At 66.4% G+C, this 12,346-nt stretch carries 13 protein-coding genes and 1 tRNA gene; 5 read left to right on the forward strand and 9 right to left on the reverse strand.

The window, feature by feature from the left end; all coding sequences use genetic code 11:
• Positions 1-61 precede the first annotated feature (61 nt).
• Positions 62-826 carry an SOS response-associated peptidase gene (locus tag N2604_RS13265; protein ID WP_260375070.1) on the forward strand — a complete coding sequence of 255 codons (765 nt, stop codon included), beginning with the start codon at positions 62-64 and terminating at the stop codon, positions 824-826.
• 69 nt (positions 827-895) lie between these two features.
• Here N2604_RS13265 and N2604_RS13270 read toward each other — a convergent pair whose 3' ends face one another.
• From N2604_RS13270 to N2604_RS13295, 6 genes are all read right to left on the reverse strand, one after another.
• Positions 896-2,089, reverse strand: coding sequence for a CaiB/BaiF CoA-transferase family protein (locus tag N2604_RS13270; RefSeq protein WP_260375071.1), 1,194 nt, complete (start codon positions 2,087-2,089; stop codon positions 896-898).
• Between the two features lie 35 nt (positions 2,090-2,124).
• Complete coding sequence (locus tag N2604_RS13275; protein ID WP_260375072.1) at positions 2,125-3,054, reverse strand: glycine/sarcosine/betaine reductase selenoprotein B family protein; 930 nt, start codon at positions 3,052-3,054, stop codon at positions 2,125-2,127.
• 516 nt (positions 3,055-3,570) lie between these two features.
• Entirely contained in the window at positions 3,571-4,152 is a 582-nt protein-coding gene (locus tag N2604_RS13280; protein WP_260375073.1) for a GDP-mannose pyrophosphatase, read from the reverse strand.
• A 9-nt stretch (positions 4,153-4,161) separates the two neighbouring features.
• Positions 4,162-4,623: a GNAT family acetyltransferase gene (locus tag N2604_RS13285; protein ID WP_260375074.1), complete on the reverse strand. Its 462-nt coding sequence runs from the start codon at positions 4,621-4,623 to the stop codon at positions 4,162-4,164.
• Entirely contained in the window at positions 4,620-6,047 is a 1,428-nt protein-coding gene (locus tag N2604_RS13290) for an FAD-binding oxidoreductase (RefSeq protein ID WP_260375075.1), read from the reverse strand. Before N2604_RS13290 ends, N2604_RS13285 begins: the two co-directional genes overlap by 4 nt.
• Before the next feature lie 16 nt (positions 6,048-6,063).
• Positions 6,064-7,071, reverse strand: a complete 1,008-nt coding sequence (locus N2604_RS13295) for an L-threonylcarbamoyladenylate synthase (RefSeq protein WP_260375076.1) — start codon at positions 7,069-7,071, stop codon at positions 6,064-6,066.
• Between the two features lie 50 nt (positions 7,072-7,121).
• Here N2604_RS13295 and N2604_RS13300 point away from each other — a divergent pair.
• Positions 7,122-7,198, forward strand: a tRNA-Pro gene (locus tag N2604_RS13300).
• 276 nt (positions 7,199-7,474) lie between these two features.
• Here the strand turns inward: N2604_RS13300 and N2604_RS13305 are convergent.
• The 3 genes from N2604_RS13305 to N2604_RS13315 form a co-directional block, all read right to left on the reverse strand.
• The gene (locus tag N2604_RS13305; RefSeq protein ID WP_260375077.1) at positions 7,475-7,771 is read right to left on the reverse strand and encodes a hypothetical protein; all 297 of its coding nucleotides are present in this window, start codon (positions 7,769-7,771) and stop codon (positions 7,475-7,477) included.
• Positions 7,772-7,930: 159 nt separating this feature from the next.
• Positions 7,931-8,257 carry a hypothetical protein gene (locus N2604_RS13310; RefSeq protein ID WP_260375079.1) on the reverse strand — a complete coding sequence of 109 codons (327 nt, stop codon included), beginning with the start codon at positions 8,255-8,257 and terminating at the stop codon, positions 7,931-7,933.
• A 213-nt stretch (positions 8,258-8,470) separates the two neighbouring features.
• Positions 8,471-8,695, reverse strand: coding sequence for a hypothetical protein (locus N2604_RS13315; RefSeq protein WP_025034576.1), 225 nt, complete (start codon positions 8,693-8,695; stop codon positions 8,471-8,473).
• Between the two features lie 254 nt (positions 8,696-8,949).
• Between N2604_RS13315 and N2604_RS13320 the strand changes: the two genes are divergently transcribed.
• The 3 genes from N2604_RS13320 to N2604_RS13330 all read left to right on the forward strand — a co-directional run bounded on the left by N2604_RS13320 (position 8,950) and on the right by N2604_RS13330 (position 12,284).
• Positions 8,950-9,909 (forward strand): N-carbamoyl-D-amino-acid hydrolase, encoded by a 960-nt coding sequence (locus tag N2604_RS13320; protein WP_260375080.1) that lies wholly within the window; start codon positions 8,950-8,952, stop codon positions 9,907-9,909.
• Between the two features lie 506 nt (positions 9,910-10,415).
• On the forward strand, positions 10,416-11,036 hold the full coding sequence (locus N2604_RS13325) for a TetR/AcrR family transcriptional regulator (RefSeq protein ID WP_409241732.1): 621 nt from the start codon (positions 10,416-10,418) through the stop codon (positions 11,034-11,036).
• Positions 11,037-11,090: 54 nt separating this feature from the next.
• Positions 11,091-12,284 (forward strand): MFS transporter, encoded by a 1,194-nt coding sequence (locus tag N2604_RS13330; protein ID WP_260375082.1) that lies wholly within the window; start codon positions 11,091-11,093, stop codon positions 12,282-12,284.
• Positions 12,285-12,346 lie beyond the last annotated feature (62 nt).

A 12,346-nucleotide genomic window follows, 5' to 3' on the forward strand; every position in this document is an offset into this window, starting at 1 on the left:
GCCGCAGTGTTAACGTTCGGGGTTAAAAGGACCTGAACGGACCCTATATAGGCCCTCAAGGATGTGTGGACGCTTCGTCATAACTTCGGCCCCCGCGGCTTTGCGGCAATTGTTCGGCTATGTCGAGCAGCCGAATTTCCCGCCCCGGTACAATGTCGCCCCGACGCAACCGATTCCGGTGGTGCTGGCCGAGAACGGCGCGCGCCATTTTCGCCTGATGCGCTGGGGTCTTCTGCCGAGCTGGGTCAAGGACCCCCGCGGGTTCACGCTCCTGATCAACGCCCGCTCCGAGACGGTGCTGGAGAAACCCGCCTTCAAGAACGCGATTCGCCGCCGGCGCGGCCTGATCCCGGCCGACGGCTATTACGAGTGGAAGACGGAAGCCGGCCGCAAGCAGCCCTTCTTCATCCACCGCGCCGACGGTGAGCCACTCGGCTTTGCCGCTGTGTTCGAGACCTGGGTCGGGCCGAACGGGGAGGAGCTCGACACGGTCGCGATCGTCACCGCCGCGGCTGGCGAGGATCTCGCCGCGCTGCACGACCGCGTGCCCGTCACCATCAGCCCGCGCGACTTCGAGCGCTGGCTCGACATCAAAGGCGACGAGGTCGATGCGATCCTGCCGCTGATGAGGCCCCCGCGCGTCGGCGAATTCGCCTGGCATCCGGTCTCCGCCCGTGTCAACCGCGTCGCCAATGACGACGAGCAGCTCGTGCTGCCGATCAGTGCCGAGGAGATCGAGGCGGAGGCCGAGGCGGCGAAGCCGAAGAAGGCGGTGCGGAAGGTTGCGGCTAGCCCGGCGGATGACGGGCAGGGATCGTTGTTCTAACTCCGCTGTCGTCCCGGACAAGCGCGCTTTGTGCGCGCTTGTCCGGGACGACAGCGAGTGTGTGGCGCTCTACACAATCTCCCGCGTCCTCAAGGCCGCGATCTCCGCTGCATCGAAACCCAGCTCGCCGAGCACGGCATCCGTATCTGCGCCGAGCTCCGGCGCCATCCGGTCCAGCCTGCCGCCGCCATGGGCGAGCTTGAAGCCGCTGCCGGCAAAGCGCAGCCGGCCATATTGCGTGTCCAGCTCCTGGATTGCGCCGCGCGCCTTGATTTGCGGATGGTCGATGACCTCCTCGACCTTCCAGATGCTGGCGCAGGGCGCGCCGGCGTCCTCCAGAGTCGTCTCCCATTCGCGTGCCGGCCGCTTCGCCAGCGCTTCCTCGATGATGGCGCGGAGCGCCGGCTCGTTCTCGTTGCGGGAGAACCAGTCGGCAAAGCGCGGATCTGACAGCGTGTCCTCGCGGCCGAGCGCAGCCATCAATGCGCGGTACTGCTTCTCGTTGTTGACGGCGAGCAGGATATGGCCGTCGCCGCACTTGAACAAATTCGCCGTGGTCCGGCGGCTCACCGCCTGATTGCCCGACAGTTGCTGCTGATGGCCGGCCACCGACCAATCGGCGATCTGGCCCGACAGAAACGCCAGCGTCGCCTCCAGCATGGAGACGTCGATCAGCTGCCCCTTGCCGGTGCGGTCGCGCTGGTAGAGTGCGCTCGAGACACCAAAAGCAGCGGTGGCGCCCGAAAGCACGTCGCACACGGCAAAGCCCGCGCGCGTCGGCCCCGTCTCGGGGTGGCCGGTGATCGCCATGATGCCCGACAGCGCCTGCATCTTGCCGTCATAGCCGGGCCGCAGGCGGTCCGGGCCGGTCTGGCCGAAACCCGACACCGCGCAATAGATCAGCTTCGGATTGATGGCCGACAGCGCCTCATAGCCGATGCCGAGCTTGTCCATCACGCCGGGGCGGAAATTCTCCATGACCACGTCGACCTGCGCGGCGAGCTGCTTCACGATCGCGATCGCCTCCGGCTTCTGCAGATCGAGCGTCAGGCTGCGCTTGTTGCCGTTGATCGCCTGGAATGCCGGCGCCAGACCGCGCTCGGCCCATTCGCGGCTGAGCGGCGTGCGGCGCATGTCCTCGCCCTCGCGCCGCTCGACCTTGATGACGTCGGCGCCGAGCAGCGCGAGCTGGTAGCTCGCATAGGGGCCGGCCAGCACTTGCGTGAAGTCCAGGATCTTCACGCCCTCGAACGGTCGCGTCACGTCGTTCTCCCCTTGATTGTTGTTATTGGAGGACGTCAGGCGGCGCGGTTGCCGCGCGCGATCTCCTTCTGCTTGTCGAACTCGGCGCGGCGGCGCGCCAGCTCTTCGGGCGAGAGCTGCGCGACGTTGTTGTAGTCGAGCTTCCAGGAGGCGTCCTCGCTCCAGCGCAGCGGCGACTGCATCGTGGTCTGCGGACCGCTCGCGGTCTCCAGCAGCCGGAGCGCGAGCTCGAGCGTCTGCGCCTGCGAGGCGATGTCGTGCGGCTTGCCGGCGGAATTGCCGAGCGGGAAGTCAGAGAACAGGAAGCGCGGCACGGCGGCGTGCTCGACGATGTCCTTGGCGCAGCCCATGATCACGGTGGCAATGCCGTTGCGCTCCAGGTGCCGCGCCACCAGCGCGGTGGTCTGGTGGCAGACCGGGCAGTTCGGCACCAGCACCGCGACATCGACCTTGTCCGCGAGGCAGCGTGCCAGGATCTCCGGCGCGTCGGTGTCGAGCGTGACCCGATGGCTGCGGTTGGTCGGTGCACCGAAGAAGCGCGGCGCCACTTCGCCGATCCGGCCGGCGGCCGATGCCTTCAACAGCTGTGGCAGCGGAAACCAGGTGCCGCTGTCGGTGGCCGATGTGTGCTTTCGGTCGTAGCCGATGTGCGAGATGCGCAGGTCGTGCTGCTTGGAGGTGTCGCCGTCATAGACCTGATAAAACTTCGCACTGCCATTATACGCCGCGCCCGGCCCCTGGTCGCCCTTGGCCGGATCGTAGGGCGCAGCGGTGGTGATGATGGTGACGCGGGATTGCGAAAGCGGCTTCTTCAGCGGCTGGAACGGCGCCTCGGTGTAATGCGCCCAGCGGTACGGCGTGGTGTAGCCGATCGCCGCGTAATAGTCGCGGGTGCGCTGCATGTAGGGGACGGGGGAATCGTGGTCGGGCGCAAAGCCAAATTCGTCGTCGCGCGGAGCGGACATGGGCGCGTCTCCTGGTTCTTGGTTGGGGCCAGACTAGAGATAGTTTTGGCGTTGCTCAACGGGGGAGGCGGAGGCGCAGGACAGGATTGCAGACGAAGGATGGAGCAGCGCGGCGGTGTCCCTTACCCACCCCTGGAGGGGCAGGGCTATCGCATATGACTTGTGGCGGCGGCCTGCGCGCACGCCTCGTCCTTCGAGACGGCGCTTACGCGCCTCCTCAGGATGAGGCTAATCAGCGTCAGTGCTCGTTGAAACTGCAGCCGCGCACTCCGCCCTCATCCTGAGGAGCCCGCCCAAAGCGGGCGTCTCGAAGGATGGCTGCAGGGAAAAGCTCTCAAATGCGATAGCCCCACCTTGTGGGGGAGGGTCGCTGCGCATAGAGCGAAGCGGAATGCGCAGCGGGGTGGGGTGAAGGTGTCTCCGCGGAGAAAACTGCCCGAGTGGAGAGATCACCCCACCCCGCTCGCGCTGCGCGCGATCGACCCTCCCCCTCCAGGGGAGGGTGAAGAGCATCACCTACTTAAACACGTGCAGCGCCGCGTATTGCAGCAGCATGATCGCCTTGGCGTCGATGATGCGGCCGTCGGCGATCATAGCCAGAGCCTCATCGATGGAAAGCTCCAGCACCTCGATGTCCTCGCCCTCGTGCTCGAGGCCGCCGCCGTCGCTCACCCGCATCTCGGGCTCGTATTCGGCCACGAAGAAATGCAGCTTCTCGGTGATGGCGCCGGGACTCATGAAGGCCTCGAACACCTTGTGGACGTGGTGCAGGCGATAGCCCGTCTCTTCCTCCGCCTCGGCGCGGATGCGCTTTTCGGGCTCGGCGTTGTCGAGCACGCCGGCGGCGGCCTCGATCAACAGGTCGTCGTAACCGCGGATGAAGGCCGGGAGGCGGAACTGGCGCACCAGGATCACGGTCCGCCGCGCGAGATTATACGGCAGCACGGCGGCGGCGTTGTCGCGCTCATAGGTCTCGCGATGCTGGGTCTGCCACTCGCCATTGGCGCGCCGGTACTCGAACGTCGTGGTCTTCAGCGTGGTCCAGCCGTCCGAGAGCACGCGGACGTCCTTGATGCGGACGCGGTCGGAAATGGTCATGGCTGGATCTCAGTTGCTTGGCGTAGTCGCACGGCCGTCGAGCCACTTCTGGAACATCACGGAGGTCGAGAGCTCGAAGCCGAGCGAGCCGTAGAACGCGTTGGCCTGCGCGTTCTCGCGGCGGACCAGGAGCTGCAGCTTCGAAATGCCGGCGCTTCGCAGCCAGTCCTCGGCCGCCGCCATGACGATGCGGCCATAGCCGCGCTTCTGACAGTCGGGATCGACGGCGACGTAATAGACCCAGCCGCGATGGCCGTCATGGCCGACCATCACGGTGGCGACGATCGCGCCATTGTCGCGGCCGACCAGCACGGTGGAATTGTCGCGCCGCCGCGCCAGCGCGATGTCGGCATGCGGATCGTTCCAGGGCCGCGTCAGGCCGCAGCGCTGCCACAGCGCGACGACCTTCTCGACATCGGCGTCGGTGATCGCATCGATCGCAAGCGGAGCAGGCGAGACTGGCGCGCTCACAGCACCTTCCCCGGATTCATGATGCCGAGCGGATCGAGCATCGCCTTGACCTGTCGCATCAGCTCGATGGCGGTCTTGTCCTTCACTTCGGGCAGCTCGTCGCGCTTGAGCACGCCGATGCCGTGTTCGGCCGAGATCGAGCCGCCCATGCGCAGCACGATCTCGAACACCACCGCGTTCACATCATGCCAGCGTGCGAGGAAATCGGCGGTGTTGGCGCCGATCGGCTGGCTGACATTGTAGTGCAGATTGCCGTCGCCGAGATGGCCGAACGGCACCGGCCGGGCGCCGGGGATCAGCTTCACCACGGCCGCATCGGCTTCCGCGATGAATTCAGGCACGGCCGCAACGGGCACGGAGATGTCGTGCTTGATCGAGCCGCCCTCCGGCTTTTGCGCCGCCGACATCTCGTCGCGCAGCTTCCAGAACGCACCGCGCTGGGCGAGGCTCGCCGCGATCACGGCGTCGTCGACGATCTCCTCCTCCATGGCGCGGGCGAGGATCGTCTCCAGCGGCGTGCGGGCGTCGTCGCCGGCTGTGGACAATTCCATCAGCACGTACCAGGGATGCTTCGCCTCGAGCGGATCGCGCACGTCGATGCCGTGGCGGATCGAGAAGTCGACCGCCATCTCCGACAGCAGCTCGAAGCTCGTCAGCGCATTGGCGGCTTCGCCTTGCGCGATGGTCAGCAGCTTGAGCGCCGCCGCCGGCGATTTCAGCCCGACGAAGGCGGTCTCGATCGCCCGCGGCTTCGGAAACAGTTTCAGCGTCGCCGCGGTGATGATGCCGAGCGTCCCTTCGGCGCCGATGAAGAGGTTGTGCAGATTGTAGCCGGTGTTGTCCTTCTTCAGCTTCGACAGCGAATTAAGCACGCGCCCGTCGGCGAGCACCACTTCCAGGCCCAGTGCCATCTCGCGCGCGACGCCATAGGCGAGCGCCGCGGTGCCGCCGGCGTTGGTGGAGAGGTTACCGCCGATGGTGCAGCTGCCTTCCGCGCCCAGCGACAGCGGAAATAGCCGGTCGACCTCGGAGGCCTTGGCTTGCGCGATCTGCAGCACCACGCCGGCTTCGCAGGTCATGGTGTTGGAGGCGGTGTCGACCTCGCGGATCTTGTCGAGCCGGCGCAGCGACACCACCACCTCGCCATTGTGCGGCGTCTGGCCGCCGACGAGCCCGGTGTTGCCGCCCTGCGGCACCAGCGCGATGTTGTGTGCGGAGGCGAGCTTGCAGATCGCGGAGACCTCCGCCGTCGAGCCCGGACGCAGCACCAGCGGCGAGCGGCCGTGGAACAAATTGCGTTCCTCGGTGACGTAAGGCTCGATATCGGTCGGGTCGGTGATCGCGTGACGGTCGCCGACGATCTTGCGGAATTGCTCGATCAATTCGGGCGCAAGCGGCGGGGTGGCAGGCTTGTTGATGTTCATGTCCTCGTCTCTTGCTTCACCGCGCCACCGCGGCGCGACGCAGCCGGTCGTTGATCGCCTCGCCCAGACCATCTTCGGGGATCGGCATCACCGCAATCGCCCGCGGCCCTTTCGCATCGAGGCCGCGAAGATAGCCGAACAGATTGGCCGCGGCTTCATCGAGATCACCGGTGGGCGACAAATTCATGACGGCCGATGCGGCGTCAAGGCCGGGCAGGCGCTCCGGCCCAAACGCCAGCAGCGCCTCGCCCGGCATGACCTCGCGCGCATCGAGCCGCACATGGGCGCGCGGCGCGTAGTGCGAGGCCAGCATGCCCGGCGCCAGCGGCTGGCTGTCGTCGCTGCCAGCCTCTACCTTTGGCCGCGCCAGCGGCGCGCCCAGCACCGCCTCGATCCGCTCGCGTGACAGCCCGCCGGGACGAAGCAGCATCGGCGCGTCGAGGCAGCCGACAATCGTCGATTCGACGCCGACCGTAACGGGCCCGCCGTCGATGATCAGGTCGATCCGCCCGGCAAGGTCGCTCTCGACATGGGCAGCCAGCGTCGGCGAGACGTGCCCGGAGATGTTGGCCGACGGCGCCACCACGGCGCCGCCGAAGGCGCGCAGGATCGCCTGCGCGACGGGGTGGGCGGGGATACGGATCGCCACCGTGTCGAGGCCGGCGGTGGCGAGATCCGCCACCGGGCAGTCCTCGGTCTTCGGCACCACCAGCGTCAGCGGCCCCGGCCAGAACGCCTCCGCGAGCGCCAGCGCGCGCGCATCGAACCGCCCGATCCGCCGCGCGGCTTTGAGGTCCGCGACATGCGCGATCAGCGGATTGAAGGCCGGCCGGCCCTTGGCAGCGTAGAGATGGGTGATCGCGGCGGCATTGGCAGCATCCGCCCCGAGCCCGTAGACCGTCTCGGTCGGGAACGCGACCAGCCCGCCGGCCGCAAGCCGCCGGGCGGCGGCGTCCGCGCCGGCCCCGCCGGCCAGTAAAATCAGCGTCTCGACACCCGCTTTCACAGGGATAAAATTCCTCATCTCGGCCGCTTGCAGTGCGTCAAACCCGACGCTATAAGCCGCCTTCTTGTCGGAGTGTGGCTCAGCCCGGTAGAGCACTGCGTTCGGGACGCAGGGGTCGCAGGTTCGAATCCTGCCACTCCGACCATTCTTCCAAAAATCGACGTTTTCCAGAGGCTTGGCAGACCGACCGCCGGCGCCTCGGGACCTCTTTTGCAACGATTTCGGGACCGGGTCCACGCCCGATTTGACGGGGCAGGGCCGCTTGTCGCGGCGGCATGGCTGGCGGATAGCTGACGGCGGCGGCTGATGACCTTCTTGGATCGTGCCGCGTCTAACTCCCTCACTCCGTTCGCTGCCCCTCAAACGCAAACGGCGCGGCCGTGATCGGCCGCGCCGTTGTGATCTTGCGATGTGAAGGGCCCTAGTCCTCGTAGGGTGCGTAGGCTGATGTGCCCCAGCGGGGCTCGTCATAGCCGTAGCCCGGGCTCCAATAACCGTAGGTGTTGGTGGGGTGCCAACCGCCGATGCGCTGGCATTGGCCGACGCCTGCCATCAACTGGCCGCCGCTCATAGCCGGGCCGGTAGCGCCGACGGCTTCTCCACTGGGGGCCGTGCACCAGCCGGGACCGCGTCCCGCAGCGAGGCTGGGGCTTGCAGCTGCGAGCGGCAAAATCGCGGCCAGAGTTGCGGCGACGCTCGCGAGTTTCGTACGTGTCATGGTTGTCTCCATGTTCGGGTTCAACGGGGGACCAATCCCTCCTGCTTCGAGACGTTCCGCGCGGAACGGTCGCGATTTCGCGAGCAAAAAGGGTTTCTTCGGGTTTCCCGGAAAGCGGTGATTCCATTCACGCGAGCGCGTCATCGCGAGCGCGCATCATCATCTGCGAGCGACCAGCACACCCACCAGAAAGGCCACAATCAGCGACGGCAGCGGGGCGTCGCGCACCATGCCGCGGACGATGTCTTGCCAGTGCTGCTCAGGCACCAGTTTCGGCGATCGCACGTTTGGGGCGGGCTCGATGGCCCAGCTTGATGCGAGCTCGGCGATCTCGCTTTGCGCGAGGCGCACGCCGTCGCGGACGCGAAAGATTGCGGCCTCGGATCGCTCGCGCGGCGCGAGCAGCATCAAGGTCTCGACGGCGGTGCGCAGCGTCATCTCGCCGTAGCCTTGCAGCCTTACCTGCTCCTCGGGATCGGACGTCATGCGAAATCCCTCACAGCGCTAATTCTTAACGCGAAGTGGCGCGCGATGGTGAAGGCCGCCGCTGCGCACAGGACCAGCGTGGATACCGCGCGGGCCAAGCCGCGCGAGATCGGCGCGCGTCAGGCGCCTGCTCATGGTCTTGCTCCATGCTATGCATGGAAATGGCCGCCGCCGGTCTTGGTTCCCTGGGCGCGGCGCGAATCGGCAGCCCGACTATTTCCGCAGCAGCTCGCTCAAGGCCGCCGTCGCCTCGGCGCAGCGGATATCGTCGATCTCGCGCGACAGGCTGAGCGCGCTCGATCTCAGCTCTTCGAGCTTCCAGCTGTCCGGATGCTGGTTTTCGAGCTGACCGAGACGCTTGTTCAGATCGTCCAGTCTCGATTGAAGCTGCCCGATGCTGGCGGCCCCATTCACTTTCCAAACGCGTTGTGCACGCATCGTCGTTCCCCTGATAGTCTCACGGTCTTGTGAGAGCGGTTCATGGCCGGAATGGGAGTTTGTTTTGTCCGGCTTCAGACGGTGGGGAACCGTTGCAGATCGGCAACGAAATTCCCGCGCGCTCCCCGAGTGCTGCACGATGATACCCGCAGGCACGGAATTTGATTGTGCCCTTCGTACGGGGGGCCGAGGCGGCCTGTGTGCGCGGTGATAGGCTCAGGCCCGGCGCACTCGAAAAAGATGAGGAATGACGCGTGACGAGAATTGTGACCATCGCAGCCGGCCAGCTCGGCCCGATCGCGAGAAACGAGACCAGGACCGCGGTGGTGGCGCGGCTGATGGCGTTGATGCGCGAGGCGCGGGCTTGCGGCTGTGACCTGATCGTCTATCCCGAACTGGCGCTGACCACGTTCTTTCCGCGCTGGTACTTCGAGAACCAAGCCGAGATCGACAGCTTCTTCGAACGCGAGATGCCGGGCCCCGAAACGCAGGCGCTGTTCGATCTCGCGCGCGAGCTTGGCATCGGCTTCTGCCTCGGCTATGCCGAGCTGACCGTCGAGGCCGGGATGGTCCGGCGCTACAACACGTCCATCCTCGTCGACAAGAGCGGCGCGATCGTCCTGAAATATCGCAAGGTCCATCTGCCCGGCCATGCCGAGCACGAGCCCTGGCGCGAATTCCAGCATCTTGAGAAGCGCTATTTCGAGCCCGGCAGCGGCTTCGGCGTGGCCGATGCCTTCGGCGGCGTGATGGGCATGGCCATCTGCAACGACCGCCGCTGGAGCGAGACCTATCGCGTGATGGGCCTGCAGGGCGTCGAGATGGTGCTGATCGGCTACAACACGCCCGTGCACAATCCGCCCGCGCCGGAGCATGACGATCTCTCGCTGTTCCACAATCATCTGGTGATGCAGGCCGGCGCCTATCAGAACGGCACTTTCGTGGTCGGCGTTGCCAAGGCCGGCATCGAGGAAGGCGTCGATCACATCGGCGGCAGCTGCATCATCGCGCCCTCGGGCGAGATCGTCGCGGCCTGCACCACCAAGGGCGACGAGATCGCGCTGGCGCGCTGCGATCTCGATCTTTGCAACTCCTACAAGCGCACCACCTTCAATTTCGACGTCCACCGCCAGCCGCGGGCCTACGGGATGATCGTCGAGCGGAAGGGCGTGACGATCATGGCGGATGGCACGCCGGTGCCGCGGAAGGGATGATGCTGCCGTAGCCCGGATGGAGCGACAGCGTAATCCGGGGTCCCGCGCGTCAACCGCACCGTCTCGGATTGCGCTGCGCTCCATCCGGGCTACGGCATCGTGCCTGTTTCGGTTCTCTGTCAATCCATTCACGCGAAAATATTCCGCTCTACCGAAATTCGGAAATATCGTATGTGTCGCCCATCCCGCGGTCATCGCCCGGCTTGACCGGGCGATCCAGTACTCCGAGACGGCAATAATTGAAACGAGAGGCTGCGGCGTACTGGATTCCCCGCTCCAGTACGCGATCGCGCACAAGGCGGGGAATGACAGCGTCACTCGGGGAACGCGCCATCGCCCCATACGCCGTCATCGCGAGCGCATCAGACCTCTCGTGCCCCGGACGCTGCGCAGCGTCGCTTCGACGATGCGCTGCAGAGCCGGGACACAGGAATGAGGTCACCATCATGTCCCCAATCACAACCACGTGTCTTTATTCGGAAACGTTCATTCCCTATTATCCCGCAATGCAAAAGACCGCCCGCCGCTCCCGGCCTGCCGCACGTCCGCCCGGCCGCCCCCGGGAGTTCGACATGGATACCGCGCTCGACCGTGCCGCGCGCGTGTTTCGCGAGCGCGGCTATCATGCCACGTCGATCGGCGAACTCGCCGCGGCGATGCGGCTCGCCACGGGAAGCATCTACAAGGCGTTTCGCGACAAGCATGCGGTGTTCCTCGCCGCCTTCGAGCGCTACGCGGCGCTGGGCCAGGAGCAGATCCGCCACGTGGCGGCGCGCGGTGCGAACGGCCGCGAGCGCATCCGTCACGTGCTGCTATTCTATGTCGAACATTCCCAGGGCAGCGAGGGGCGGCGCGGCTGCCTCGTTGTCGGCAGCGCGGTCGAGCTGGCCGCGGTCGATCCGGTCGTTGGAGGCCGCGTCAATGCGCAGCTCAAGAGCAACGAAAGCTTCATCGCCGGCCTCATTCGCGAGGGCCAGGCCGACGGCTCGATTCCTCGTCATGTCGCGGCCGACGACACCGCGCGGCTGATGATCTGCATCACGCAAGGCCTGCGCGTCGTCGGCAAGGCCCGCGTGCCGCTCGAGGGCGAGCGCCTCGTCGGCGTCGCGATGAAGCTGCTCGCCTGAATTTTTCGTCACAATAGGGAATGATCATTCCCTATTCATACGGAGTCGATGCGAATGACCATGAATGCCACGATCGAGACCGCGCCCGGGCCGGATGCGGTGTCGCAGCGCCTGACCTTCGTGCTGGCCGCGGCTTGTGGCATGGTCGCCGCCAACATCTATTATGCGCAGCCGCTGATCGCTCCGATCAGCGCCGCGCTTGGCCTGTCGCATCCAGCTAGCGGGCTGATCGTCACCATGACGCAGATCGGCTACGGCACCGGGCTGCTGCTGATCGTGCCGCTCGGCGATCTCGTCGAGAACCGCGCGTTGATCTGCTCGGTGATCATGCTCGGCGCCGCGGCGCTGCTCGCCGCGGCGTTCGCAACCCATGCGCTGCCGTTCCTGCTCGCCGCACTGTTCATCGGTCTCGGCTCGGTCGCGGTGCAGATCATCATCCCCTATGCGGCGCATCTGGCGCCTGAAGCCATCCGCGGCCGCGTCGTCGGCAATGTCTCGACCGGCCTGATGCTCGGCATCATGCTGGCGCGTCCGGTGTCGAGCTTCGTTACCGCCTTGCTGTCGTGGCACGCGGTGTTCTTCGCCTCCGCCGCGCTGATGATCGTGCTCGCGGCCGTGCTCTGGATGACGCTGCCGAAGCGCAAGCCGGTCACGCGGATGCATTACGGCCAATTGCTGCTGTCGATGCCGCAACTGGCGCGGGCCACGCCGCTGCTGCGGCGCCGCGCGCTCTACCAGGCGAGCCTGTTCGGCGCCTTCACCCTGTTCTGGACGGTGGCGCCGCTCCAGCTCGCCGGCGCGTTCGGCTTCTCCCAGCGCGGCATCGCGCTGTTCGCGCTGGCCGGCGTCGCCGGCGTGTTCGCCGCACCGATCGCCGGACGCCTCGCCGACCGCGGCCATAGCCGCATTGCGACGCTGATCGCGATGCTGCTCACGGCCGCCGGCTTCCTCGTGACCTCCATCGGCGCGCCCGGCTCGATGCTGAACCTCGCCTGTCTGGTGGTGGCCGCGATCGCGATCGATATCGGTGTCCAGGGCAACGTGGTGCTGGGTTTCCGCGCCATCTTCGCGCTCGGCCATGAGCACCGCAGCCGCCTCAATGGCCTCTACATGGCGACGTTCTTCGCCGCCGGCGCAGCCGGCTCGGCGGTCGGAGCCTGGGCGTTCGCACATGGCGGCTGGCCGCTCGCATCGGCCATTGGCCTTGCTTTGCCCGTCGCGGGATTGCTCTACGCGGTGACCGAGTAGCGGCCGGTCGCCGGAACGGTGCGATGCGACCTACCTCGCGATGACGCAATTTCCATCTCGCG

Source organism: Bradyrhizobium sp. CB1015, assembly GCF_025200925.1.
Lineage (GTDB): Bacteria > Pseudomonadota > Alphaproteobacteria > Rhizobiales > Xanthobacteraceae > Bradyrhizobium.